Source organism: Sunxiuqinia sp. sy24 (genome assembly GCF_052677165.1).
Genome location: NZ_JBQYLH010000001.1, coordinates 173,097 through 198,401 on the forward strand (window position 1 = coordinate 173,097; position 25,305 = coordinate 198,401).

At 43.1% G+C, this 25,305-nt stretch carries 19 protein-coding genes and 1 tRNA gene; 16 read left to right on the forward strand and 4 right to left on the reverse strand.

Translation table 11 applies throughout. The features are described 5' to 3' along the window. Nucleotides 1-42 precede the first annotated feature (42 nt). The 3 genes from truB (at nucleotide 43) to ACUNWA_RS00675 (ending at nucleotide 3,351) form a co-directional block, all read left to right on the forward strand. Nucleotides 43-756, forward strand: a complete 714-nt coding sequence (truB, locus tag ACUNWA_RS00665; protein WP_445589941.1) for a tRNA pseudouridine(55) synthase TruB — start codon at nucleotides 43-45, stop codon at nucleotides 754-756. Nucleotides 757-805: 49 nt separating this feature from the next. Continuing rightward, nucleotides 806-1,855 carry a tRNA preQ1(34) S-adenosylmethionine ribosyltransferase-isomerase QueA gene (gene queA / locus ACUNWA_RS00670; RefSeq protein WP_445589942.1) on the forward strand — a complete coding sequence of 350 codons (1,050 nt, stop codon included), beginning with the start codon at nucleotides 806-808 and terminating at the stop codon, nucleotides 1,853-1,855. A 155-nt stretch (nucleotides 1,856-2,010) separates the two neighbouring features. Beyond that, the gene (locus tag ACUNWA_RS00675; RefSeq protein WP_445589943.1) at nucleotides 2,011-3,351 is read left to right on the forward strand and encodes a serine hydrolase domain-containing protein; all 1,341 of its coding nucleotides are present in this window, start codon (nucleotides 2,011-2,013) and stop codon (nucleotides 3,349-3,351) included. Between the two features lie 79 nt (nucleotides 3,352-3,430). Here the strand turns inward: ACUNWA_RS00675 and ACUNWA_RS00680 are convergent, their stop codons facing one another. Both ACUNWA_RS00680 and ACUNWA_RS00685 read right to left on the reverse strand, forming a co-directional pair. Then, nucleotides 3,431-6,184 carry an outer membrane protein assembly factor BamB family protein gene (locus tag ACUNWA_RS00680; protein WP_445589944.1) on the reverse strand — a complete coding sequence of 918 codons (2,754 nt, stop codon included), beginning with the start codon at nucleotides 6,182-6,184 and terminating at the stop codon, nucleotides 3,431-3,433. A gap of 114 nt (nucleotides 6,185-6,298) precedes the next feature. Continuing rightward, nucleotides 6,299-7,558, reverse strand: coding sequence for a peptidase U32 family protein (locus tag ACUNWA_RS00685; RefSeq protein WP_445589945.1), 1,260 nt, complete (start codon nucleotides 7,556-7,558; stop codon nucleotides 6,299-6,301). A 629-nt stretch (nucleotides 7,559-8,187) separates the two neighbouring features. Between ACUNWA_RS00685 and ACUNWA_RS00690 the strand changes: the two genes are divergently transcribed. The 4 genes from ACUNWA_RS00690 (at nucleotide 8,188) to trxA (ending at nucleotide 13,954) form a co-directional block, all read left to right on the forward strand. Next, complete coding sequence (locus ACUNWA_RS00690; RefSeq protein WP_445589946.1) at nucleotides 8,188-8,883, forward strand: TonB family protein; 696 nt, start codon at nucleotides 8,188-8,190, stop codon at nucleotides 8,881-8,883. A 345-nt stretch (nucleotides 8,884-9,228) separates the two neighbouring features. Then, on the forward strand, nucleotides 9,229-9,702 hold the full coding sequence (locus ACUNWA_RS00695; protein WP_445589947.1) for a regulatory protein RecX: 474 nt from the start codon (nucleotides 9,229-9,231) through the stop codon (nucleotides 9,700-9,702). 249 nt (nucleotides 9,703-9,951) lie between these two features. Continuing rightward, nucleotides 9,952-13,593 carry a DNA polymerase III subunit alpha gene (dnaE, locus tag ACUNWA_RS00700; protein WP_445589948.1) on the forward strand — a complete coding sequence of 1,214 codons (3,642 nt, stop codon included), beginning with the start codon at nucleotides 9,952-9,954 and terminating at the stop codon, nucleotides 13,591-13,593. Between the two features lie 43 nt (nucleotides 13,594-13,636). After that, nucleotides 13,637-13,954 (forward strand): thioredoxin, encoded by a 318-nt coding sequence (trxA, locus tag ACUNWA_RS00705; RefSeq protein WP_445589949.1) that lies wholly within the window; start codon nucleotides 13,637-13,639, stop codon nucleotides 13,952-13,954. A gap of 97 nt (nucleotides 13,955-14,051) precedes the next feature. Here trxA and ACUNWA_RS00710 read toward each other — a convergent pair whose 3' ends face one another. Continuing rightward, nucleotides 14,052-14,660 carry a 30S ribosomal protein S16 gene (locus tag ACUNWA_RS00710; RefSeq protein ID WP_445589950.1) on the reverse strand — a complete coding sequence of 203 codons (609 nt, stop codon included), beginning with the start codon at nucleotides 14,658-14,660 and terminating at the stop codon, nucleotides 14,052-14,054. Between the two features lie 678 nt (nucleotides 14,661-15,338). On the opposite strand from ACUNWA_RS00710, the gene ACUNWA_RS00715 reads away from it, so the two are divergent. The 3 genes from ACUNWA_RS00715 to ppk1 all read left to right on the forward strand — a co-directional run bounded on the left by ACUNWA_RS00715 (nucleotide 15,339) and on the right by ppk1 (nucleotide 20,131). Next, nucleotides 15,339-16,058, forward strand: coding sequence for a hypothetical protein (locus tag ACUNWA_RS00715; RefSeq protein ID WP_445589951.1), 720 nt, complete (start codon nucleotides 15,339-15,341; stop codon nucleotides 16,056-16,058). 113 nt (nucleotides 16,059-16,171) lie between these two features. Further along, a protein-coding gene (gene prfB, locus ACUNWA_RS00720; protein WP_445589952.1) for a peptide chain release factor 2 occupies nucleotides 16,172-17,261 on the forward strand; the annotation gives its coding sequence in 2 pieces (ribosomal slippage) (nucleotides 16,172-16,234 and nucleotides 16,236-17,261; 1,089 coding nt in all). Between the two features lie 470 nt (nucleotides 17,262-17,731). Beyond that, nucleotides 17,732-20,131 (forward strand): polyphosphate kinase 1, encoded by a 2,400-nt coding sequence (gene ppk1 / locus ACUNWA_RS00725; protein WP_445589953.1) that lies wholly within the window; start codon nucleotides 17,732-17,734, stop codon nucleotides 20,129-20,131. Between the two features lie 102 nt (nucleotides 20,132-20,233). Here the strand turns inward: ppk1 and ACUNWA_RS00730 are convergent, their stop codons facing one another. Next, on the reverse strand, nucleotides 20,234-21,022 hold the full coding sequence (locus ACUNWA_RS00730) for a hypothetical protein (RefSeq protein WP_445589954.1): 789 nt from the start codon (nucleotides 21,020-21,022) through the stop codon (nucleotides 20,234-20,236). Between the two features lie 67 nt (nucleotides 21,023-21,089). On the opposite strand from ACUNWA_RS00730, the gene ACUNWA_RS00735 reads away from it, so the two are divergent. From ACUNWA_RS00735 to ACUNWA_RS00760, 6 genes are all read left to right on the forward strand, one after another. Next, nucleotides 21,090-21,602 (forward strand): TrmH family RNA methyltransferase, encoded by a 513-nt coding sequence (locus tag ACUNWA_RS00735; protein WP_445589955.1) that lies wholly within the window; start codon nucleotides 21,090-21,092, stop codon nucleotides 21,600-21,602. 60 nt (nucleotides 21,603-21,662) lie between these two features. Then, complete coding sequence (locus ACUNWA_RS00740; protein ID WP_445589956.1) at nucleotides 21,663-22,604, forward strand: hydrogen peroxide-inducible genes activator; 942 nt, start codon at nucleotides 21,663-21,665, stop codon at nucleotides 22,602-22,604. Between the two features lie 182 nt (nucleotides 22,605-22,786). Beyond that, a tRNA-Glu gene (locus ACUNWA_RS00745) sits at nucleotides 22,787-22,858 on the forward strand. 28 nt (nucleotides 22,859-22,886) lie between these two features. Beyond that, on the forward strand, nucleotides 22,887-23,138 hold the full coding sequence (gene rpsT / locus ACUNWA_RS00750) for a 30S ribosomal protein S20 (protein WP_445589957.1): 252 nt from the start codon (nucleotides 22,887-22,889) through the stop codon (nucleotides 23,136-23,138). Nucleotides 23,139-23,261: 123 nt separating this feature from the next. After that, nucleotides 23,262-23,951, forward strand: a complete 690-nt coding sequence (gene radC, locus ACUNWA_RS00755) for a RadC family protein (protein WP_445589958.1) — start codon at nucleotides 23,262-23,264, stop codon at nucleotides 23,949-23,951. Nucleotides 23,952-23,960: 9 nt separating this feature from the next. Further along, entirely contained in the window at nucleotides 23,961-25,304 is a 1,344-nt protein-coding gene (locus ACUNWA_RS00760; RefSeq protein ID WP_445589959.1) for a polysaccharide deacetylase family protein, read from the forward strand. Nucleotide 25,305: the final 1 nt, after the last annotated feature.

A 25,305-nucleotide genomic window follows, 5' to 3' on the forward strand; every position in this document is an offset into this window, starting at 1 on the left:
ACTTCCAAATTCGGAGTAATACTAATTAAATTTATTTTCGCAATGGGGGAGGAACCCAAAAAATTTGACTTCATCAAAGGTGAAGTATTGCTTTTTGATAAAGCCTTGGACTGGACTTCGTTTGATTTGGTACAGAAGGTACGCAATAACCTTTGCCGAGCCATGAAAATTAAAAAATTGAAGGTCGGGCATGCGGGAACCTTGGATCCCAAAGCCACTGGACTTATGATTTTGTGTACCGGAAAAGCGACAAAGCAAATTGAGAGTTTTCAAGCTGGAGAGAAAGAGTATCTGGCCACGTTGAAGCTTGGAGCTACAACACCCTCTTTTGATTTGGAAACTGAAGAAGATGTTCAGTTTGAAACAAACCATATTACGAAAGAGTTGGTCGACACGGTTGTAAAACAATTTGTGGGTGATATTGAGCAGGTTCCACCGATTTTCAGTGCGGTAAAAATTGATGGTCAGCGGGCCTATACTCATGCTCGTAAGGGTGAAGATGTAAAAATGAGGTCCCGAATGATCCAAATACGGGAATTGGAAGTGTTGGATTTTTCGAATGAAAAGCTGGAAATCCGGGTGGTGTGCAGTAAAGGCACTTACATTCGATCACTGGCTCGTGATATTGGGAAAGCGCTGAATAGCGGAGCATATCTTGTCGGGTTGAAACGGACCAAAATTGGCGATTTCAACCTGGAAGAAGCCTATTCGGTCGACGACTTTCTGAAAAATATTGACAATTTTGTAACAAATTGAAGATCGCCCCGTAAAAGGGGGTTCTGAATTATCGAATAAATTTTCATCTATGAAGTTATCTAAGTTCAAGTATAAACTGCCTGAAGAACAGATTGCCTTGCATCCATCTGATAATCGTGACGAGTCGAAACTGATGGTTTTACACCGTGATAGTCGAAAGATTGAGCACAAGTTATTTAAAGATATTACGGAATACTTTGACGACAAAGATGTCATGGTATTCAATGATACGAAGGTTTTTCCGGCACGTTTATATGGAAACAAGGAAAAGACTGGTGCAGAAATTGAAGTGTTTTTGCTTCGGGAACTGAACCGCGAGCAGCGGCTTTGGGATGTGTTGGTTGATCCGGCGCGTAAAATCCGTATTGGTAATAAACTTTACTTTGGTGAAGATGACATGTTAGTGGCTGAGGTGATTGACAATACCACTTCGCGCGGACGTACTTTGCGTTTCTTGTTTGACGGGCCTTATGATGAATTCAAGAAAACACTTTACAGCTTAGGTGAAACACCGCTTCCAAAGTTTATCCAACGACCTGTTGAAGCTGAAGATAAAGAGCGTTATCAGACGATCTTTGCGAAGCATGAAGGAGCTGTTGCAGCGCCAACAGCTGGACTTCATTTTAGCCGCGAGCTGTTGAAACGCCTGGAAATTATCGGTGTTGATTTTAGCTATGTGACGTTGCATGTTGGATTAGGAAACTTCCGGAGTGTTGATGTGGAAGATCTGACTAAGCATAAGATGGATTCAGAGCAAATCTGGATTAAAGAAGAAGCCTGTGATGTCGTGAATAATGCCAAATTGGAGAAGCGTAACATTTGCGCGGTGGGAACCACAGTTATGCGGACACTGGAAAGTTCCGTGTCGACTCAAGGCCATTTAAAACCGTTTGAGGGATGGACCAACAAGTTTATCTTTCCTCCATATGAGTTTAGTGTTGCGGACCGAATGATTACCAACTTCCACTTGCCGATGTCGACTCTGTTGATGATGGTTGCTGCTTTTGGTGGATACGATTTTGTGATGGATGCCTACCAACAGGCCATCAAAGAAGGTTATCGATTCGGAACATATGGCGATGCCATGTTGATTCTGTAAACGAAAAGAGCACAATATTTTCCGAAAGGCTGTCAAGTAATTGATGGCCTTTCTTGTTTTCCTAGTCTTGTTATTGGCGGTTTTTCCATCTTCAATATTTTTGTACCTTGAAAAGCCATTAAACATCCTGATTTATTTTTCAGAATTAGCTTGTTATGAAAAAGCGTATTGTCTTTGCTCTTGTTGTTGCTGGTTTATTCGGTGCTGTTTATTTTCTGAATTTGCTACTGCCTGTTGTTACCGGTTACGCGGCAAAGAACCTTGCATCAGGTGTTTTTGTTTCTGGCAGGAATCAGGATGCGCTGGAAAACGAGGATCTCAATTTTTCGGTAATTGCCTTCACAAACAATACGGTTGATTTTGAAAAGCGCGAAGTTGTCAGCCGTTTTTTGTGGGGTGAATCAAAAGCGATTTATATTGATGGTTATGGATGTATCTTGGTACAAGATTTCTCGGAAGATGAAATTCGAAACAGGTCGTATCAGGCGGTACAGCCACTTTCTGCCCGGGGCGATACGTTACCTTGGCCTGCGGGGGATTTATTTGCTGACAGCCTTCCCAAGGGGCTGGATCGGGCAAAGCTGAATGAGGCGGTAGAGCAGGCCATGGCTGACACCATCCCTTTTAAGGGCAGCTTTGCCGTGATGGTGGTTTATAAAGGGCAACCGGTAGCAGAAGTTTATCGGGATGATTTTTCTGCCAAGACCCGCTTTCTGAGCTGGTCGATGGCCAAAAGTATGACCAATGCGTTGGTTGGTTTGCGCGTTAAAGATGGTGCGCTGGATATTCATCAGCCTCTGCCGATTGAGGCATGGCAGGAGGATAACCGAAGTGCCATAACACTGAATAACTTGATGCAGATGAACAGTGGGCTAGCCTGGAATGAAGGGTATGGCAGTCTTTCCGATGTAACTGTTATGTTGCACAAGGTGGGTGATATGGGTTTATACACGCAAGAGAAAGCCTATGAGTTTCCTGCTGATTCCGTTTGGGAATATTCTTCCGGATCCACCAATTTGGTATGTCGTGAGCTGCGTCGTTCGTTTAATAGCGATGAAGCTTATTTGGCCTTTCCGCGTCAGCGGCTGTTCAATCCGCTGGCGATGACTAGTGCGGTGTTTGAAGTAGATGCCTCCGGAACTTTTGTTGGCTCATCGTATGTGTATGCTACTATGCGCGATTACGCGCGCTTTGCTATGTTGTATTTAACTGATGGCAAATGGCTGGGCAAGCAGATTTTGCCTGAGGGCTGGGTTGGTTATACGACTGAGGTGGCTAATGGCTCCGATGGTCGTTATGGTTCTTCTTTTTGGCTCAACCAGTCGGGTGAATTTCCGGATGCACCTCGTGACCTATTTCTATGTAGGGGGCACGATGGTCAGTTTATCTGTATCATTCCCTCTAAAGAGGTGATCGTTATTCGTACCGGTTATTCCAAGAAAGGCGAATTCGATCTGAATCTATTGCTGAAAGGCGTGCTGGAAAGTCTGGAATAATGAAGGATATATCAGGTTAGGATGTAGCCTGTTTATTTGATTCTGATCTAAATTCTTTTCGCCTTTGAGCAGCCTTTGGCTATTCCACCTGATAGTTGTAAAAACTATTGTCTTGGTTTCCAACAACAAGGTTGAAATAAGAATTGGAGCTATTAAAGTAGCCAATGGTGAAATCGGTATTGCCATGCAGAGGGAAGCCTTCATATAGGCTGCCATCGGAGTTTACCAGGTACACCCTGTTTTCGGCCTGACAGACAACGCCAATTTTTCGGTCGTTGTTGGCAAAGGTGTAGCTGTTGGGTTTGCTCGAAATTGGGCTGTTAAACTCTCGTTTCAAGATTTCTTCCCCTCGATCATTGAGTACCCATAGCTGATTGCCGTCAGCAAAAATGAAATCCGTTTTGCCATCAGCGTTCAGGTCTGCTGCTTCAAAGAAATGATCCTTTCCAAACTTCTCGGTTTCAATTGCTTTGTGTTCACCGTTAAAATATTGCAGGTGCACTAATCCGTTTACATCGGTAGTTGCAATGGCTGCCTGCCCGGCTTGTACCAGAAATAGATCATTCCCCGAGTGTTCAAAATTGGCAGCGGTCTTTACGCGAGTATTGCCTCTCCGATCCAGAATGTAGGTTTTGTACTGATCGGCACAAACAAGGTAGTCTTTGGCTCCTACTCGGAAGTGCTTTATCGGGTTGGTCACCAGTCCATCGGTTCCTTTAAAATCCCAGCCTTTCACCAGCTTGCCTTCATGGTTGTAAGCATAGATTTGTTTATTGTCACTGGCTACGAAAAACCGGTAGTTGCGGTTGTTGTCGTAGTCGAAAACAGCGACTCCGTTGGTGGCAGGAGCCCGAAGGTTGATGGGGTAACGTGCTACATTATTACCTTCTCGGTCAATGATGTGCAGTTTGTTTTTTGTATTGAAGAGGTATTGCAACTTACCGTTTTTGTAGTAATCGATCTGGAAAATCTCGCTCATGATTTTGCCGGGAAGCTGTACTTTCCACAAGCTTACTCCTTCTTTATTGATCAGGTAGAGTTGGTTTTTATTATCCTGAATGATAACTTCTTTGTTGGCTTTATCCGTGTGATTAGTGACTAGTTGTGGTTTTATGGCAACGGTGGATTCCAGCTTGCTTTGCCAAACCGTTTGCGGTTCTTCTTTCAAAACCGGGTCGTATTTCAGATACAGGTTATTAAGAAATTGTCCAGAGTTCTCCGAAAATTGCCAGCTTAGCGCATGAAACTTTCGGATGGATTGTTCATTGTCGGTAAGTGATTGGGCTGCTTCTTCATTCAAATAATAGTTGCCCAGATAAAAGGCTTTTGAAAAGTTGAGGTAGCTGTTAAGCGTTGACCGGCTGGCCAGTTGTTCGCTAAATTTCTGGAACTGGATATCATTTTCCAGGGTTTCTGAAAGAACCAGGTTGTGCAGGTAATTTTTCAGCGCAGTACTGTTGTCGGCAAAAATGAGGTAGTTGTCGTAAAAGCTTAAGAAATGACTTTCGGTACCTGAAAAGACCTCTCCAAAGAGTAGCTCTGGCAGGTTGACAAAGGGAAATTCATAAATGGAAAACGAATGGGCATTCTGAATTTTATACTCGCTTTGTATTTCCGACAAGGTTTTTTTGTTCGCTTTGGCATAATTCTCGAGCACCGGGAGTAGTTTTTCACGGGCAAGTGACTGGCCTTTTACCTCGGCAATAAAAAAGCGGTTGTTGGCCGGATCATTTTGGGTCACCGTTCCGAAGGTCAGCGCAAATTCATTTTTGGCAATCTCTGTAAACAGTTTCTGAAAGGGAACCTTGCTGTAGCGTTCAATCTTTTTTAGTTGGGTTTCGCGCGCGTAAAACAAACCTTGTTTCTTCAGGTATTCTTCGTAGTTGATGTAGAAGGTATTCAGGTCGTCTAGTGCCAGATTAATAAACAGACAGGTGTTGGCCGAAATGGCCTTGGTGATGCCGGATCGGATGGGCTTTTGTCCGCGAAGGGCCGACAAATAGTTGTGGTTGTTCTGATTGGAGAAGCTGAAGCCATTGAGCAGGAGCTCGGTATTTTTGATGTTTACGTCCAGTTCCGTCCAGTCGGAAAAACTACCAAACAATTGCAGCTGTTTTCTGAAAGCACGTGGTGCAAGCTTGGAAATCAAGCCCGGCAAGCGATTGTGTTGAATGTAAAGGTTAAAATCTGAATTGGAGCTTACGGTAGCATAAAGGTCTTGCAACTGCTGGTTGTGGGTGAGGTTCTCCACCGTCATTTGGCGGATGGCTTCTTCCACAAACAGTGCATAGCGGCTAAGCAGCAGCACGCCGTCTTTGAATGCGAAATTCAGCGTGGTTTTACCGGTTTTTAATTGATAGATTTGCTCCTGGTCGTATTCGCGCGAGCTGATCTTGCCACTTTTGGCGGTCGGCAGGCTGTTAAAATAATCATGTATTGTTGCTTTCTCTTTGCGGTCGTTCAAACTGGCGACAAACAGGCAGCCCACATTATTTTTCCCTTCAGCATTAAAAGCGACCAATGCTGATTTGCCGGCTAAGACTTTCCGAAACGGAGCATTTGTTTCAAATTGATTTTTTAGCTCCTTAATGTCTGCAAAAAAAGCGTCCAACTCCCTGAACTGTTGCAATTCGGCAACTAGCGGGCTTGTCGGATCCATTTTATCAAGCAAGGCATCCAGTTCCGGGACTTCGATGATCAAGGGTGTTTTGACCGGGATGGCACGAAAGGCGGAATTGTCGTTGTAGCTTTTGGATTGACTTTCCATTAAAATGAAGGCGGCTCCGGCTATCAGGACTAAAATAAGCAGGATCGGGATGATGAGCTTGCGCATAATCTGATTTTTTATCAAAAATAACAAGAAAGTCAGGCAGCGACGAAATATTTAGGCCTTGAATTTCGAATGACTTATTAACGATGCATTCTTAATTTTCTTGTAATGATCAATTTATTTTCGCTGGTGAACTTCACTGGCTGGAACAATTTTGTATAATTTATCGGAACGGCGAATGGTTTGGTCCAGTTTGATGGAGAACCGTTCGCCTCGTTTGGTTTCCTCAACAGGCTTTAAATCAACACGTATTTCTTTTACTGTAGCTTCCACCACGCCGGAGGTTGGGCCGGTAATCAGAATTTCGTCGCCCACCTGAAGTTTGCCGGTTTCCATTTTAAATTCGGCCACGCCCAACTTCGAGAAATAGTTCATACCCTTACCCAAATATAATTTGCGCTTGGTGGCTACCGATCCGTAGTTTTTGCTCCATTCGCCCAGGCGTTGCCCCAGGTAATAGCCATCCCAAAATCCGCGGTTGAAAACCGTTTGCAGGCGTGCGTCCCAAGTACTGATTTTTTCATCGGTAAACGAGTCGTCAAAATAGGCGTCCACCGCTTCGCGATAGCATTCCACAACTGTTTTTACATATTCGGGAGAGCGTGCCCGCCCTTCAATCTTCAGAACCGAAACGCCGGCATCGAGCAATTTATTCAGGAAATGAATGGTTTTTAAATCCTTGGGCGACATGATGTATTCGTTGTCGATATCAAGTTCGGCACCGGTTTCCTTATCCTTTACGGTGTAGGCCCTGCGGCAGGTTTGCATGCAACTGCCACGGTTGGCCGACGAATTCATTTCGTTGAGGCTGAGGTAGCATTTGCCCGAAACAGCCATGCATAAGGCACCGTGCACGAACATTTCAATTTGAATGAGTTTGCCTGCCGGCCCTGTTATATTTTGTTCTTTGATTTGCTTGCTGATTTCCCATATACGTCCCACGTTCATCTCGCGCGCTAGCACCACCACATCGGCATATTGCGCATAAAATTTTACCGCTTCAATGTTGGTGATGTTCAGTTGAGTGGAAATATGGACTTCTACGCCAACGCTGCGAGCATAGGTAATAGCGGCAATGTCGCTGGCAATAATCGCCGTAATACCGGCAGCCTTGGCTGCATCAATTATTTCGTGCAATTTGTCCAATTCATTGTCGAACACAATGATGTTGACGGTGAGGTAGGTTTTGACGCCATGTTTGGTGGCGGTTTCTACAATCTTTTTCAGGTCCTCGAGGGTAAAGTTGTTGGATGAGCGCGAACGCATGTTGAGCTTCTCCACTCCAAAATAAACCGATCCAGCGCCTCCCTGAATGGCCGCTGCCAATGATTCGTAGGAACCTACTGGCGCCATAATTTCAATATCTTTTCTTTCCATCCCGCGTGTTTAATTGATGGGCAAAAGTACTAAAAATTAGCTTCAGAAGGAGAAGAATCAAGAGGTTGACTTTAAAGATGTTTTAGTAATTAGTACTTTTTGTTTGACGTTTCATGAAGAGTATGCGATTTAATAGCAAAAAGGAAAGAATACGTGAAACTGGGAAGGTTTTCCTGATTCGCTAGATGGAGTGGAATGGATCGGCTTGTTTTTTGGTTTGGTTTGGTTTGATTTGCCAATGAAAGTCCGCAATCGCAAACAATCTATTTGCCCTTTTATTTGGGCAGAAGATAATCGAAGCAAGAAAAATTTGATAGCTGAAACTTCTCTATATCACCATGCAGGTGCTGCGGAGTTATCGTAATCTTTTAACAAGGCAGTTTGTTGCTCAGGTTTCTTGACGAAAGAGCTAATAATAATGACGTTTCTGTTTCGTATAAAATAGAACCAAGCCTCATTTGTGTTCGTATATATTATTGAAAGTTCCTTGATCGTTAAAGACTGAAAGTCTGGTGACATGAACCGTGTTCATTTCCTTTTTCTGAAAAGGATACTACTGCATCTCCTGCTTTAATTACTTTTTACATGCTTCGATTCTCCGATTGATTACAAATGAAAAACCAAAAGTTATGGAAGTCAAGAAATATCCATCTTGTGATTTAAATTGTTATCGAAATCTGTTGGTTGAGATCGGTCTGGTATTGGCACTGGGAATTATTCTGCTGGCTTTTGAATTTAAGACCAATGTGAAGAAAGCGGAGTTTTCAGGAACCATGACCATGGAGGATGTTGAGAATGAGATTATTCCGATTACAAGGCAAGAAGCCGTGAAACCTCCGGAACCACCACCTCCTCCTTTGGTTGTGGAAGTGCTTAATATTGTATCCAATGATGTTGAGATTGAGGATGAGTTGGAAATTATGGATAGCGAAGCGGATGAGGAAACGGAGATTGATGTGAGTCCAATTGTTGTTGATTATGCTCAAGAAGAGCGAGAGAAGGTAGAAGAACAAGTCTTTTATATTGTGGAGGAAATGCCCGAATTTCCGGGTGGTGAGTTGGCTTTGCGCAAATTTATTGCCGATGCGATTAAGTATCCGGTAGTTGCTCAGGAAAATGGTGTGCAAGGAAAAGTATATGTTTCGTTTGTTGTGGGCAAAGATGGCCGGGTGACGGATGCCAGAATTATTCGGAGTGTAGACCCATCTCTGGATAAAGAAGCCTTACGAGTGGTTAATAGCCTGCCCGTTTGGAAGCCTGGTAAACAACGAAACGAACCAGTGCGAGTGGCCTTTAGTGTACCAATTAGTTTTGTTCTGCAGTAGTTTATGTTGCTTGGAAGCGTATTTGAAAATCAGGGTTTGCCATTTGGATAGATCCTGATTTTTATTTGCTGGGTGCGTGGAAAATATTCGTCAGGCAGATTCCCTATCTTTGATTTTTATAGGAAAATAGCTTTGTTTGTCACGATGGCAAAATACAAATAGGAGCAAAATCGATAGCGCTTCGGTTGGGAGCTGGTCAGTCGATGGCTATTATCAACGCATCGGGAAATGATACAACAAGGCGAGTACAGATCGAATTAAGCTCAAGTGTTTGGTTTCTGTCGAGCTGGGAAAGCCAGATGAAGGAATCTTTGACTAAAAGAATAATCAAAAAAGGAACGAAATATGGAATTGAATCAACAGCAGACAGACGCCTGGCATCGGGCAGCGGCACTTTGTAGCCGGGCCGAAAAATGCTCAGGAGATATGCTGAGAAAACTAATGGAGTGGGGGTTGGCAGAGGATGAGGCGGCGAGGGTGATCGATTTGTTGGTTGAAGAAAAATACATTGACGATGAACGGTATGCAAGAAGTTTTGTAAAAGATAAATTTCGGTTTAATAAATGGGGGAGGGTAAAGATTATTTATCAGCTTCGTGCTAAGCAGGTTCATGCCGGAATAATAGAGTCGGCTTTGGAGGAGATTGATGAGGATGTTTATCGGGAACGACTGACTGATTTATTGAGGGAAAAGAATAAGAGTGTAAAAGCAGCGACCGATTACGACCGGAAAGCTAAGTTGATTCGTTTTGCGCAAGGACGTGGATTCGAGCTGGATTCTATTTACCCGGTGTTGGATAGCTTGTTAAAAGAGTGTTAAGGCAAAACTTTGAGGAGCTAATTGATGCGAGGTGATTTTCTTGCATCTTGCCTTTTTGAGCTTCTTTCAAGCAGCGGTTGAAAGATCGTGATGGAAAATTCACGATTCATTTTTAGAGCAACGGCACATCTTTTTCCCTTTTTTCATGTTTTATCAACAGGGGTTTCATGAGCAGAATGAAAAACGTAATTTTAGCTCTCTGAATTTTCAGAGGGCGATGAAATAGAAGACAGACAAAACGAATTGAAAATGATTCCTTTCACACATTTACACGTACACTCACAATATTCAATATTAGACGGAGCCGCTAGCGTAAAAGGGCTTGTGGCCAAAGCCAAAGGCGACGGGATGAAGGCGCTTGCTCTAACCGATCACGGAATGATGTTCGGGATCAAGGAGTTTTATGATGTCTGCAAACGAGAAGGGGTTAAGCCGATTCTAGGCTGCGAAACCTACGTGGCTTCGAGGACCATCGAAAATAAAAGCGACAAGGTGGACCGATCGGGTGATCACCTGATTTTGTTGGCCAAAAATCTGAAAGGATACCGCAACCTGATCAAATTAATTTCCATAGCCAGCAACGAAGGGTTTTACTACAAGCCGCGTATCGACAAAAAGGTGTTGGAGAAGTACAGCGAAGGTCTGGTCGTTTCTTCGGCCTGCTTGGGAGGTGAGGTTTCACAACATATTATGAAAGCATCGGTTGCTGATGCGGAAGAAACCATCAAATGGTATAAATCGGTTTTTGGTGACGATTATTACCTCGAATTGCAACGTCACCAGTCTGATGATCCGCAGCGTAATGAGGATGTATATAAAAATCAGGTGCTGGTCAATAAGGCGATTCTGGAGTTGGCAGAGAAGTATCAGGTTAAAGTGATTGCCACCAATGATGTACACTTTATCAATGCAGAGGATGCGGATGCGCATGATTTGCTGATTTGCCTGAACACGGGCAAAGATATTGATGATCCTAATCGGATGCGCTACACCAAGCAGGAGTGGTTTAAGACTACGGCCGAGATGAACCAGCTGTTTGCTGATGTGCCGGAATCGTTGTTCAATACCCAGGAAATTGCCGACAAGATTGAAGAGTATGAGTTGAACTCTTCACCCATTATGCCTGAATTTCCCATTCCAGAGGATTTTGGAACAGAAGAGGGGTATGCCGAGAAATATACGGAAGATCAATTAAAAGAAGAGTTTAAAGATGGAGCCTTTGAGCGATTGGGAGGATTCAAAAGTGTTCTTCGGATTAAGTTGGAAGCTGATTATCTGAAGCACTTGGCTTACTTGGGAGCTCAAGAAGATTACCGCTATGGAAATCCGATTCCGCCGAGTGTGTTGGAACGATTGGATTTTGAGCTGGAAACCATTAAAACCATGGGTTTTCCTGGCTACTTCTTGATTACGCAGGACTTTATTAATGCAGCCCGCGATATGGGTGTTTTGGTTGGCCCGGGACGTGGATCGGCCGCTGGTGCTGCGGTTTCATTTTGTGTCGGAATCACCAATATCGACCCGATTAAGCACGATTTGCTATTTGAACGTTTTCTGAATCCCGACCGGATTTCCATGCCCGATGTGGATATTGACTTTGATGATGATGGACGACAGTTGGTGCTGGATTGGGTGACTGAAAAATATGGTCGCGATCGCGTGGCTCACATCTGTACCTTTGGTACGATGGCAACGAAGCTGGCCATTCGCGATGTGTCGCGGGTGTTAAAACTACCGCTGCCTGAAGCTGACCGGCTGGCAAAACTGGTGCCCGAAGCACCCAAAATGAGTTTTGTCAAGGCCTATAAGGAAAGTCCGGAACTTCGGAATGAGAAAAAATCGGATAACCCACTGATTGCTTCTACCTTGAAGTTTGCGGAGACTTTGGAAGGTTCGGTTCGACAAACTGGTGTGCATGCCTGCGGGATACTGATTGGGCGCGATCCGCTCGATGAGCATATTCCGCTGATGCCAACCAAGGAAGAAGATTTATTTACCACCCAATACGATGGACGTTATGTAGAAGATATTGGTTTGCTGAAGATGGACTTTCTGGGACTGAAAACCCTATCTATCATTAAGGAAACCTTAGAGAATATCCGATTGTCCAGGAAGCTGGAGGTCGATATTGATGCTATTCCGGGCGATGATGAAAAGACATTCGAGCTTTTTAGCCGGGGCGAAACAACAGCGATCTTTCAGTTTGAATCTCCTGGGATGAAAAAACACTTGCGCAATCTGAAACCCAACAGGTTTGAAGATTTGGTGGCCATGAATGCGCTTTATCGTCCGGGACCAATGGAATACATCCCAGACTTTATTGACCGGAAGCATGGGCGCAAGAAAGTGGAGTATGACCATCCCATGATGGAAAAATACCTGAAAGATACCTACGGTATTACGGTCTTTCAGGAACAGGTGATGTTATTGTCACGCCACCTGGCCAACTTTACCCGAGGCGACTCCGATTCTCTGCGGAAAGCGATGGGTAAAAAGATTAAGGCCATGATGGATAAACTGAAGGTGAAATTTATTGATGGCTGTAAGGCAAATCCTAAGTTTGTTGAAGGCTGTGAGGAGATGAAGAAGGAGCCTGACGTGATCATCGAAAAAATATGGAAAGACTGGGAGGCTTTTGCATCGTATGCCTTTAACAAGTCGCACTCGGTGTGTTACGCCCATATTGCTTACCAAACCGGATACCTGAAAGCACATTTTCCCTCCGAGTTTATGGCGGCAAACATGAGTCGCAATTTGAGTAATATTGTTGATATCACCAAACTGATGGAGGAATCGAAGCGGATGGGAATTAATGTTTTGGGACCTGATGTGAATGAGAGTTTTAATAAGTTTATGGTGAACCGCGAAGGTGATGTTCGTTTTGGAATGGCTGCCATTAAAGGTGTTGGAGCTGGTGCTGTATTCGACATTGTACGTGCGCGTGAAGGGGGCTTGTTTTCCTCGGTTTTCGACTTTGTAGAACGGGTTAACCTGCATACGGTCAATAAAAAGAATATTGAAGGACTGGCCATGGCTGGTGCTTTCGACAGTTTTGGCTTCAAGCGCAGCCAGTTTTTTGCCAGCATGTCGGATAATGAACCCACCTTTATTGAACGACTGACTCGGTATGGGCAGCAAATGCAACTGGAGAGTAACAATGCCCAGCAATCCTTGTTTGGCGAGGCTATGTCGGCACAAGCTGTAAAAACCCCTGATATACCCGAGGTGCCTGAATGGCCTAAGATTGTTTTGCTCGAAAAGGAAAAAGCCCTGATCGGCATTTATCTTTCGGCACACCCGCTGGATGACTACAAGTTAGAAGTGGATAACTTTACGAGTCATGAATTTTCACTGAAGGATGTCAATAATAATATTGATGCACTTCGTGGCAAAGATTTGACATTTGCCGGAATGGTGACTGAAAGCCGGGAAGCAGTTGGGAAAACGGGGAAGCCATTTAGTACGATGACTTTGGCTGATTACACCGATTCGTATACCTTTTTCTTTTTTGGGAAAAACTATGTGGAATTTTCGAAGTTCTGCAAGACCGGTCTCTTTCTGATGATCAAAGGGCAGGTTCAACCGCGATTTAATTCAGAGCAGCTGGAGTTTAAAATCCGCAGTATTGAGCTCTTGTCCGAAATTCGAAAAAATAACATTAAGTCCGTTACATTGCAACTGCCGCTTCAGAAGGTTACTCCGGATTTAATTCAGGAAATTGAAACCATTAGCGTTAAAAATAAGGGAAAAGCCTTGTTGCGATTTAATATATGGGATGCAGAAACAAAAAGTATGGTCAACCTGTTTTCTAGGAATACTCGTGTGGAGATGACTCATGAGCTGGAAGATTTTTTCAGGAAACATGAGTCTCTGACTTTTAAAATAAATTAGCTTTGCAGGCTTAAATAGAATAATAGATTAAAAAATATTGATTATGGCACAAGAAGTAAATGATGCAAATTTCGAAGAAGTTGTTCTTCAGTCAGACAAACCAGTTTTAGTAGATTTTTGGGCTGAATGGTGTGGTCCTTGCCGCATGGTGGCTCCAGTTGTTGAGGAATTGTCGCAAGACTATGACGGGAAAATATTAGTCACCAAAGTGGACGTGGATAGTAATCCTGAAACAGCCATGAAGTTTGGTATCCGTAATATCCCAACCATTTTGTTTTTTAAAGGTGGAGAAGTGGTCGATAAGCATGTTGGTGCAGCACCTAAGGCAGCATTGGCAACGAAGGTTGATGCTTTACTCTAATACGGAAACATAGATAAGAAAAGGGGCTGAACTTATTTAAGTTCAGCCCCTTTTTATTTGGGTCTGTTTTGTTTCCCTTTGCAGACAAAGAAAATGCTTATTCAGCTTTCTTTTCTTCTTTGTCTTCAGCAGCAGGTGCTTCTGCTTGCGGAGTTTCCTCAACGGCAGGAGCTTCTTCAGCTACAACCTCTTCAGCTGGCGCTTCTACTTCTTCAGGAGCGTTAGCTGCTTCAGCTTCGGCTGCTAATTCGGCATTACGCTTAGCAATGGCTTCAGCCCGGTCGGCGTTCACTTTTGCTTCAGCTTCTAATTGTTTCGCTTTCAACGAATCTGAATCTTGAGTTAAACGATCTTTTTTTGCTTGAACTTTAGCTTCTTTATCGGCTAACCAAGCGTCAAAACGACGTTCTGCCTCTGCTTCGTCAAAAGCACCTTTGGCAACACCACCCATGAGGTGTTTTTTGTACAATACTCCTTTGTAAGATAAAATAGCTCTTACAGTGTCTGTTGGCTGAGCACCTTTTGTAAGCCAGTCTAAAGCTTTATCAAAATCAAGATCGATCGTAGCAGGATTTGTATTTGGATTATAAGATCCAATCCTTTCAATTAAACGACCATCTCGTGGTGCCCTGCTATCAGCTACCACAATGTGGTAGAATGCTAAACGTTTGCGACCATGTCGCTGCAATCTGATTTTTGCTGGCATGTGAATTAATTTTAATTGATAAACAATTTTTTAATTGTGGCGCAAAGATATACTTTTATTTTTTCAAATGAAATAACCACTCTTGAGTTTTAAAAGGATAAGCGTTTTTTTGGAGGCGAAATTTGAAATTTAGACTTCCGACTGTGCCGCCCAAGTTTTGTAAGGGGCATTGAAGATACCAAGCTGGGGTCTTGGGGCAAAGCGTCAGCTAGTACTATTTAGCCGAAAAAAAATCAGCGGTTAGTGGTATTGGTACTCCGGGAAGTCGTTTCGTGTGTCAATGGTTGTGGTTTTTACAACAAAGCTAGTCATTGATCTGTTTGATTGCCAGTGTTGTATGTTGAGTGGTCTGTTGCTGTATTTAGTCGCTTTTGCAAATCAGGGTTAGCATGTTCCGATCGTTTCGTCGATTTTTGAAGATGAAAGCAGAAATTAGATTAGCCTTAAAAGACTCAGTATAGAACGATTTAAATTTTTATTGTTTGATTTTCGCAATCGATAGCTTTATAGATGGCTGTAATTGAGTTTCGTATCTGGGGGGGTGGGCGTGGTCGTCTGGCTTGGAAATAGATGTGTTGGAGAAAATTTGTAAAGAATTTAATTGCTGGCCGCAACCTTTTGCCTCGTTGTCCATCTATCTTGAACATTTAAAACAAAATTTATAGAATTTAGAACACTATGAAAAAATTTATTCCTATTGCAGCAATTGCGATGATGTTTGGATTCGTTGCTTGTGAATCAGAAGAAGTTGCATTTGACTCTTCATCTGACGCGTTTGTGATTTCCAAAACAGTAGAGACAGAGAATGAAGTAGATACATTGTACGGATTGGCGTTGCACGTATTTGCAAATAAACCAATTAAAAGTGTAAGTGTAACATCGGATAATGACACTGAATATACTTTGGAAGCTTTTCAAGGTTATAGTTTAGATTTCTATTACCAGACTCCAGAGGACGAATTTACGACTGAAAAGCCACTCGTGGGAGCTTATAACTTCGATATTCTAGCTGAGTCTGCCGAAACTGAAAAGGCAATTGATAACTTGACTGAGGATATGATTTATCCAACGGATGGTATTGCGTACACGTTTGATACTGATAAGGTAGAAATGACCTTAAGTTGGACTGAAATTGAAGGTGCTGATTACATTGTTGTTAAAATGTATGAGAATGACGAAGACAAGACGCAGATCTTCCAATCTCCTAATGCTCTCAAAGGAGACACTGAAGAGTTCGTTGTTAAAGCATCAGGTTCAGGATGGGCTAGTGATTTCACTCCGTCATTGGATGAGAGCTATACTATTGAGTTGCACGCGTTTAAATACGAGCCGGGGCAGTCAGGTGTTAATATGCAAGCGAAAGCAGTCACTACTGAGGTCGTAGTTTGGAACGAGTAAAACCCAATATACCTATTTTCAAAACGGGCAGCTTCCTGAAAAGGACTGTCCGTTTTTTTATTGATTAATCTCGGGCGTTTTCCTATTTTTGTGATCAATCAAAACAGATAATCATGATTCAGAAAGAGCAGCTTAGAGAGCTAGCAGAGCGCAGAGATGCTCTGAGGAGGCATCTTTGACTACGATGCAAAATTAATTCAACTACAAGAAGAAGAACTCAAAACACAAGATCCGGATTTTTGGAATAATCCCAAAGAAGCTGAGAAGCAGATGAAAACGATACAATCCATCAAAGTATGGACCGAAGGTTTTCAGAATGTGAGGCAGGCTCTGGAAGATTTGCAGGTGCTCTACGAATTCTTCGAGGCCGACGAGGCCAGTGAAGAAGAGACAGAAGTACAGTTTCAAAAAACGCTACGTCATATTGAGGATCTGGAAACTCGCAATATGCTTCGGAAAGACGAAGATAAGCTGGGGGCCATCCTTCGGATAAATGCCGGAGCCGGAGGTACCGAAAGTAATGACTGGGCCGAAATGTTGATGCGTATGTATATGCGCTGGGGTGAGAAAGAAGGCTATAAGGTGACTGTTTCTGAGTATAACGCCGGCGATGAAGTGGGCGTAAAAAACTGCACCATTGAGTTTGATGGAGATTATGCTTATGGCTATCTGAAAAGTGAGAACGGAGTACACCGCTTGGTGCGCTTGTCGCCTTTCAATGCCCAGAATAAACGAATGACTTCTTTCACCTCGGTGTTTGTGGCCCCGCTGGTGGATGATTCCATTGAGATTGAAATTAGTCCGGCAGATATTAGCTGGGACACGTTCCGATCGGGAGGGGCCGGTGGCCAGAATGTAAACAAGGTAGAGACCGGTGTGCGCTTGAGGCATGCTCCTACCGGCATTGTTATTGAAAACACCGAAAGCCGATCGCAGTTGGCCAACAAAGAAAATGCCATGCGCTTGCTAAAGTCACAGTTATACGAGTTGGAACTTCGCAAACTGCGGGAAGCGGAAATGCAAATTGAGTCGACCAAGAAAAAAATAGAGTGGGGATCGCAAATCCGCTCTTATGTTTTACAGCCCTATAAAATGGTAAAAGACACCCGGACCAGCTTTGAGACGGGTAATGTTCAGGCTGTCTTAGACGGGGAAATCGATGGGTTTATGAAAGCCTACCTAATGGAGTTTAGTAAAGACTAATTGAGACTTGAGTTTTATGGGCGGGGACGAATACCAAGCGAATTCTCCCCGCCGGTGAAGCATTTGTTCAGTAAAAAAAACGCTACTTGAAAAAGAATATATTTGCTGCTTTGTTGGCTCTACAACAGGCGAATATGTCCGCTGTCCATCCAATCGTACTTTTTAATAGTGAACACGACGGCTGTTTTGTGCGTTAGTTGCTTGACTGATGACTTTGGCATATTTTGCATAAGTCGCTTGCTGAGCTTCGCGTTATTAAATGAGAGGATGCCTCCATGTGGGGAAGTTGATTTGTTTTTTTTTGGCAAGTCAGAAGGCTCTTCCGATGGAATTTATGCTATCTTCTGACATTCGAGCTTGAAACGAACTTGCCTTGGATGTGAAAAATGCAGAAACTTTTTTGCATCTTTAGGTAAAGATAAATTAATACCTTCACCCTAGGCAGGCTATCCTCTAAAATGAATTAGAATATGACAAAGAAAAGCAACCCATATATCAATCGCGAAATTAGTTGGCTTTCTTTCAATGCCCGTGTATTGCAGGAAGCCGAAGATCCCACAGTTCCACTTTTTGAGCGCATTCGTTTTATTGGAATTTTCTCCAATAATCTGGATGAATTTTTCCGCGTACGGGTAGCTTCGGTGAGGCGGATGGTTGATTTTGGCAATGATGAAACACTTATTGGTAACATCAAACCGGAAGAATTACATGAAAAGATCATGGAGACTGTGGTTTCTCATCAGAAACGGTCGCAGGAGATATTTCGGAAAATTATACAGGAGCTTCGACGAGAAAATATTCTGATAATCGATGAATTAGATTTGTCTCCAGGGCAGGTTGTTTTCGTCAAAAACTACTTTAAAGAGAAGGTGCTGCCCAATCTGATTCCAATCATGTTGAGCAAGGAGAATAAATTTCCGTATCTGCGCGATCGGTCGGTTTATTTGGCCATTAAGCTCTCGCGAAAAGATCGTCCTGAGAAGTTTGCTTACGCTTTGATCCGTGTGCCCAATATTTCGTTGTCACGCTTTTTGGTGTTGCCCGAGAAAGATGGACGAAAATATGTGATCATGCTGGATGATGTGATCCGCTTCAGCCTTCCGGATATTTTTCCGCTATTCAATTACGACCATTTTGAGGCTTATACCATCAAGGTAACTCGTGATGCTGAGCTGGATCTGGATGATGATATCTCAAAAAGCTTTGTTGAAAAGATGGAAGCCAGCTTGAAAAAACGGAAAGTGGGGACACCTGTGCGGCTCTTGTACGATAAGGAAATTCCAGAAGACCTGCTGACCTTTATTGTTAAAAAAATGAAACTGGATTCGGATAATCGGGTTCCAGGAGGTAAATATCACAACCATAAGGATTTTATGGACTTTCCGGAGATAGGACAAGCTCATCATTATTATAAACGACTGACGCCGATTCGGCATAAAGAGCTGAAGCAGCATGAAAGTATTTTAAAGCGTCTGCGCCAAAAAGACGTCATGCTTCATTATCCGTATCAAAGTTTTAGTCATTTTCTTGATTTGCTTCGTGAAGCAGCGATCGATCCGAAAGTCAAAGAGATTGGCATTACCATCTATCGGGTAGCCGACAATTCAAGGGTGGTTAATGCCCTGCTCAATGCCATTCGGAATGGGAAGAAGGTGACGGTGGTGATTGAATTACAGGCTCGTTTTGATGAGGAAGCCAATATCTACTGGTCCAACAAATTGCAGGAAGAAGGAGCGCACGTGGTCAATGGGGTTCCCGGTCTGAAAGTACATAGTAAGGTGGCCTGGATTCGGCGTAAGGAAAAAAACGCATTCCGAAATTACGCTTATGTGGGGACCGGAAACTTTCATGAGGGCACGGCCCGGGTTTATGGTGATGATGGTTTGATGACTGCCGATCCGCGAATAGCCGATGAAGTGGCTCGCCTGTTTGGATTTTTTAAGCACAACTACCGGATTAGCAATTACAAGCATTTGGTGGTTAGTCCATTCTCGATGCGTAGCATTTTTACAGAAAAGATTGATCAGGAAATAGCCTTGGCAAAAGCAGGCAAACGAGCGTATATGCTGCTTAAAATGAATAGCCTGATCGATCCGGAAATGATGGATAAGTTATATGAGGCAGCCCGTGCAGGAGTCAAAGTTCGATTAATTGTTCGCGGTATTTTTGGTTTGCTTACAGAGTTGAACGAGGTGCATGAAAACATTGAAGCCATCAGTATTGTTGATAAATACCTCGAGCACTCCCGGATTTTCTTGTTTGGAAATGGTGGCGATGAGCAACTTTTTATTTCATCGGCCGACTGGATGCCACGTAACTTGAACCGAAGGATTGAAGTGGCTTGCCCTATTTATGATCCGGATTTGAAGGCAGAATTGCGTGAAATGCTTAAGATACAGTTGCGTGATAATACGAAGTCGCGGATTCTGGACAATGGATTGTCAAATACCTATAATAGACAAGATATGGAAGGGAGGTTCCGGGCGCAGGAGGATTATTACCAGTACATCAAACAAAAACATCAAGTAACCATGAAAATTTACCATAATCCAAGATGTTCAAAGAGTCGTGCAGGCTTAAAATACCTTGAAGAAAACGGCTATCAGATTGACGTAAGAAATTACCTGAAAGAAGGTATTAGTCCCGAAGAGATTAAGTCGATTTTGTCTAAGTCGGGCATGATGGCTTTTGAGCTGGTCCGGACTCAGGAAAGCTTGTATAAGCATGAATACAAAGGAAAGTCCATTCCCGATGAAGAGTGGATCGATATTTTATCGAAACACCCGCAACTGCTGCAACGGCCTATCGTGATCAACGGGCGCAAAGCTATTCTGGCTCAGCCTCCCGAGCAGATTGAGAAAATCCGCTAATCAGCAGCCTTCATGTTTTAACGAAATTGTTCGTAGGCAGGTACTATTTGCCGGTGATTCAAATAATGCTTACTTTAACCTGAGCCCAGCAAGACTCAAGGCTTAACCCACTTTAGATTGAAGTGACTGAATTTCTTTCTCGAGCTTGGCTTTACGTTTCAGCGCTTTTGATAAATTCAAGGCATCTTTCATGGCTTGCTTGTCATAGTCTTCCAGAATGATGTAGTAGTAGCGCGAACCCAGAAATACGGCTTTTAAATTACGGTCTGCATGTTCAGCTATAAACTCAATTACACCATTGTCGGCCCCATCGCGAAAGGTGACTTTTTCCCATTTGGTCTCCAGAAAATCGCTGCGGTGGTTGAGTACATTGTCCAGTGGTACTTTCTTCGTTTTAGCCTGAATGTCGTTGTCGTATACCCGAAGACCAGTATGTTCAAGCCATTGGTCGCCATAGTAGTTGCTCGAAATGTACAACTCCCCCCGCTCATCCAGGTGGATCTGGATAAATGATTTATTCCAGCGTCGTTTGAATTCCTGTCGTTTATGAATGTATTGCGTGTAGCGGTCAAACTCCGTTTTCTCGGTTACAAACTTACCCTCCAGTTCCTCTAGAATTACTTTCATCGAGTCCATCTCATCCTGCTTCTTATAAAACAGGTCACCATAAATTTTCTTCCTGAACTTATCGGCTTCCACCAGCGCCTGAATGGCTCCTTTGTACTTCAGTTGCAAGGTGTCCAGCTGTTGTAAGGCCTCTGTGGTATCTCCATTTTGGTAAAGGCGTTCAGCAAAGGAAAGCTTCTCAGCAGCCAGTTCTTTCTCCGATTTTCCACAGGAAAACAGGAGGCAGGCAAGCGTAACGATCAAAAAAAATCGATTCCGGATCATGGAAAAATGCATTTTCATAAGTTTCTTCGTACTTTCAATACTTCAAAGAAAATTAATAAATGTCAGGATGGAAACAAATTCAGTCGCTTTTTTTCAGTCACAGCATTATCCCGAGCCAGCTCATAAGCCGATTGTTGCGGCTCTGAAAGTTAAGAACCCGCAAAATGTGGGAAGTTTGATGCGCTTGGTGGATAATGTTGGTGGAGATACCTTGTACTTATTGGACGATGAGAATCCCAAGCGCGAGAGCAGCATCAAGAAAACAGCTGGCTTAAGCTATAAAAACGTTAAGTTGGTAGCAGTGAGTTCCGAGGTGTTTTTTCAATCTATTCCGAAGGATTATGCCCTTGTTGCCATTGAAACCAACGAGGAGTCCACCAATGTCTTTACTACGAAACTGCCTGATAAAATAGCTTTTCTGCTTGGAAGCGAAATGCACGGTCTTCCGGAAAAACATATTGCTCGCTGTGCTCTGAGTGTCCACATTCCCATGACCGGGCGGTGTAAATCCATGAATATATCTCACGCGTTAAGTGTTACTCTTTTTGAATGGTTACGTCAGCAACTTTTCATTAATTAAGTTTACTTCTTGTCTATTTTTCCTATTTTTAGCAAGTAGCAAGTTTAAATAGGAAAAACCATGATCACATTAACTCAGTTGGAATACATTGTTGCTGTTGATACGTTTCGGCATTTTGGTCGCGCTGCCGAGCATTGCTTTATCACGCAACCAACCCTCAGTATGCAGATTAAAAAGCTGGAAGAAGATTTGGAGATTATTATCTTCGACCGAAGCAAACAGCCGCTGATTCCGACCGATGTTGGCAAACGGATCATCGAGCAGTCCCGAATTGTTTTGCAGGAATCAGAGCGGGTTAACGACATTGTAAAAGATCACAAAAATCTAATTTCCGGAGAACTGAAGATTGGCATTATTCCCACGCTGGCTCCTTATTTGCTGCCGCTCTTCATTGGCAACTATAAACGTAAATACCCCAATATTCTGATTACAGTTCAGGAACTCACAACTGAGAATATAGTGGACCATTTAAAACGTGACTTGTTGGATGTGGGGGTTCTGGTTACTCCGCTTAAGGAAGATAAGATTAATGAACGACCGATCTTTTACGAGGAAATGATGCTTTATTCTCACGAAGGTCATCCGCTATACAGTAAAGAGAAGGTAAAGGTGAAAGACATTGCGACGCCTGAAATCTGGCTGCTGAGCGATGGACACTGCTTCCGTCATCAGGTTATCAACCTCTGCTCCTTTAAAGGAGCGTCGAACCAGGAGCTCCCTTTTCATTTTGAAGCGGGCTCTTTGGAAACACTCATGAACATTATTGACAAAGAGGGAGGCATCACGCTGATTCCGGAATTGGCCACGGTGGATATGTCGGAAAATAGGAGGAAGCACGTTCGGAATTTTTCTGATGTCACGCCTTTACGCGAAGTAAGCTTAGTGTATTCACGCCATTTTGCTAAGAATAAGCTGGTTGACTTGCTCTGGAAAGAGATGGCAGCTGCGATGCCCCAAGAGCTGTTGAATTGCGAGCGAGGAACAATTGTAGAATGGAAGTAATTTTTTTCATTTTTTGTTTTGAAGTTTGAAAAATCTTCCATTTCTTTGCATCGCTGAAATCAAAAAACAGCCACCCTAAAAGTAGGGCAGCCGATTTCAGAGAGAAAATTCCTGACAAAATATTTGGAGACTAAAAAAAAAGATTTACTTTTGCAGCTCCAATTTCAGGAAAACAAAATAATGGCCCGTTCGTCTAGGGGTTAGGACGCCAGGTTTTCATCCTGGTAGCAGGGGTTCGAATCCCCTACGGGCTACTAATTATTTATTCAGAAGAAACAGAAAATGGCACATCATCAATCGGCTAAAAAAAGAATTCGTCAAGACGAAAAAAAGAAAGTACAGAATAAGTACTTTGCCAAGACTATGCGTAATGCGCTTCGTGATATTCGTGCAATAAGCGAAAAGGAAGCAGCTGTTGCTCAACTTCCTAAGGTTGTTTCTATGATTGATCGGTTGGCTAAGAAGAATTTGATTCACAAAAATAAAGCAGCCAATTTGAAGTCAAAGTTAGCTTCTCACGTTAGTAAGTTATAAGCAAACACAAGATATTAGGGAAGCCTCTTCGAAAGAAGAGGCTTTTTTTTTGCTCTGAACCGAAGTCGTGATTTCATTATTTCTATCATTCTTCATAACTTGGTTTATTGCAAATGTAAAACCATGTATAAGAAACCAAGCATCAAGGAGTGGGCTGTTGAAGACCGCCCCCGGGAAAAGTTGCTAATCAAGGGGACGCGCTCCTTGTCGGAGGCCGAATTGCTGGCTATTCTGATTGGCTCGGGCAATACGAAAGAATCGGCTGTCGAACTTTCACGCCGAATCCTGGGAGCAGTCAACAATGACTTATCGACCTTGAGTAAAAAAGATGCCTCTTATTTACTTCGTTTCAATGGCATTGGAGAGGCCAAAGCGGTGAATATTATGGCTGCTCTTGAACTGGGGCGACGAAGAAAGGAACAAGGCACTTCGGCCAAGACCATGATTACCAATAGCAGTGATGCTGCCAATTATTTCCGTCCTTTGTTAGAAGATCTTCCTCATGAAGAATTCTGGATTCTGCTTCTTAATCGATCCAATACGGTCATTGATAAATTTATGGTTAGTCAGGGGGGCATTACCGGAACGGTGATTGATGTGAAGCTGATTTTAAAAATAGCACTCGAAAAATTAGCTTGTTCTATGATTTTATGCCATAACCATCCTTCGGGGAATTGTGCAGCCAGTGAAGCCGACAAGAATGTAACCCGGAAAATAAAGGATGCAGCAACGCTAATGGAAATTAGTGTGCTTGATCATATAGTTATCGCCCAAGATCAGTATCTTAGCTTTGCTGATGAAGCTTTACTTTAAGACCAAATCATGCTGCTTGTATTTGCTCAGGAAATAACCAATCGCGTACAGTACACCTTCGATTTCATTTTTAAGGAAATTTTAGGCGTTCCTTTTGCGCTTACAACGGATCTCCAGGAGTTTAATACCAGCCAATTTCCGAAGATTAATTATTCTTTGCTTCCACTCGATTGTCCGCTGAAGATGCATCCACACCCGATTCTTTTTCAGCATACAATTAATTTCCATAGCCTCGAAGCAGTGAATTATAAGGATGAAGTGTATTTTTTTGAATCTTCGGCTGATTCCTTTTTCCCGTTTGATCCGTTTGCGGCCAGCTTTTATTTGCTTAGCCGATATGAAGAATACCTGATGCGGGAGCTGGACGAACATTGCCGTTATCCGTCGCATCACAGTGTGTTGTATCGAAATCATTTGCTCGATAAACCGATCGTCAACCAATGGGCAAAGCTCATCGCTCAAAAAATCAGTAGCCAATACCCCGGCTTTAAGTATGAGTCACCTCGTTTTGATTTTCTTTCAACCATTGATATTGACAATGCCTGGGCTTATAAAAATAAAGGCTTATTCCGAACGGCAGGTGCGTTGGCTCATAGCTTGCTGCTGGGAAACGCGCATCAGTTTATGGAACGATTGCGAGTTCTTTACGGCGAAAAGCAGGATCCATATGACACGTATGATTTCATTCGTGAGTTGTATGCGGAGCGAAAGGACTTACTTCATCTTTTTCTTTTGCTGAGTAAAAAAAGTAAATACGACCGGAATGTGTCGCCCCAAAATGAGCAGCTGAGGAAGCTAGTGAAAGATTTGAGCGCCGACTTTCAGCTGGGCATTCATCCTTCTTACCGATCGACCAAAAGAAAAAGGGAACTCAAACAGGAAATTCGTAATCTGGAGACCATCACCCAGCAAAAGGTGCGGGCTTCGCGTCAGCATTTTTTGCGACTGGAACTTCCCACCACTTACCGACGGCTAATAAAGGCTGGCATTCGGGATGATTACACCATGGGCTATGCCGATCAGCTTGGTTTCAGGGCTGGCACATCAAGCGCATTTTGGTTTTATGATCTGAAAAAGGAGGAGCAGACCAAGCTCCGAATTCATCCTTTTCAGCTGATGGATGTGACGCTTAAAAATTACCTGAAGCTTTCGCCCGACGAAGCCTGGCTGGTCATCGGAAAATTAATGCAGGAAATTCGAAAATGCGGGGGAACTTTTATATGTTTATGGCATAATGAAAGTCTGAGCGACCGAGGGGAATGGGAGGGATGGCGGACAGTGTTCGAACAAATGACAGAACAGGCGATTAAATACAAGGATGAATCAGAAAAAAATTATTTACATAAAACATGAG

Bases quoted from the DNA above. Each gene is read 5' to 3' on its own strand.
- truB (WP_445589941.1), top strand. From the start codon at position 43: ATGGGGGAGGAACCCAAAAAATTTGACTTCATCAAAGGTGAAGTATTG.
- queA (WP_445589942.1), top strand. From the start codon at position 806: ATGAAGTTATCTAAGTTCAAGTATAAACTGCCTGAAGAACAGATTGCC.
- ACUNWA_RS00675 (WP_445589943.1), top strand. From the start codon at position 2,011: ATGAAAAAGCGTATTGTCTTTGCTCTTGTTGTTGCTGGTTTATTCGGT.
- ACUNWA_RS00680 (WP_445589944.1), bottom strand. From the start codon at position 6,184: ATGCGCAAGCTCATCATCCCGATCCTGCTTATTTTAGTCCTGATAGCC.
- ACUNWA_RS00685 (WP_445589945.1), bottom strand. From the start codon at position 7,558: ATGGAAAGAAAAGATATTGAAATTATGGCGCCAGTAGGTTCCTACGAA.
- ACUNWA_RS00690 (WP_445589946.1), top strand. From the start codon at position 8,188: ATGGAAGTCAAGAAATATCCATCTTGTGATTTAAATTGTTATCGAAAT.
- ACUNWA_RS00695 (WP_445589947.1), top strand. From the start codon at position 9,229: ATGGAATTGAATCAACAGCAGACAGACGCCTGGCATCGGGCAGCGGCA.
- dnaE (WP_445589948.1), top strand. From the start codon at position 9,952: ATGATTCCTTTCACACATTTACACGTACACTCACAATATTCAATATTA.
- trxA (WP_445589949.1), top strand. From the start codon at position 13,637: ATGGCACAAGAAGTAAATGATGCAAATTTCGAAGAAGTTGTTCTTCAG.
- ACUNWA_RS00710 (WP_445589950.1), bottom strand. From the start codon at position 14,660: ATGCCAGCAAAAATCAGATTGCAGCGACATGGTCGCAAACGTTTAGCA.
- ACUNWA_RS00715 (WP_445589951.1), top strand. From the start codon at position 15,339: ATGAAAAAATTTATTCCTATTGCAGCAATTGCGATGATGTTTGGATTC.
- ppk1 (WP_445589953.1), top strand. From the start codon at position 17,732: ATGACAAAGAAAAGCAACCCATATATCAATCGCGAAATTAGTTGGCTT.
- ACUNWA_RS00730 (WP_445589954.1), bottom strand. From the start codon at position 21,022: ATGATCCGGAATCGATTTTTTTTGATCGTTACGCTTGCCTGCCTCCTG.
- ACUNWA_RS00735 (WP_445589955.1), top strand. From the start codon at position 21,090: ATGGAAACAAATTCAGTCGCTTTTTTTCAGTCACAGCATTATCCCGAG.
- ACUNWA_RS00740 (WP_445589956.1), top strand. From the start codon at position 21,663: ATGATCACATTAACTCAGTTGGAATACATTGTTGCTGTTGATACGTTT.
- rpsT (WP_445589957.1), top strand. From the start codon at position 22,887: ATGGCACATCATCAATCGGCTAAAAAAAGAATTCGTCAAGACGAAAAA.
- radC (WP_445589958.1), top strand. From the start codon at position 23,262: ATGTATAAGAAACCAAGCATCAAGGAGTGGGCTGTTGAAGACCGCCCC.
- ACUNWA_RS00760 (WP_445589959.1), top strand. From the start codon at position 23,961: ATGCTGCTTGTATTTGCTCAGGAAATAACCAATCGCGTACAGTACACC.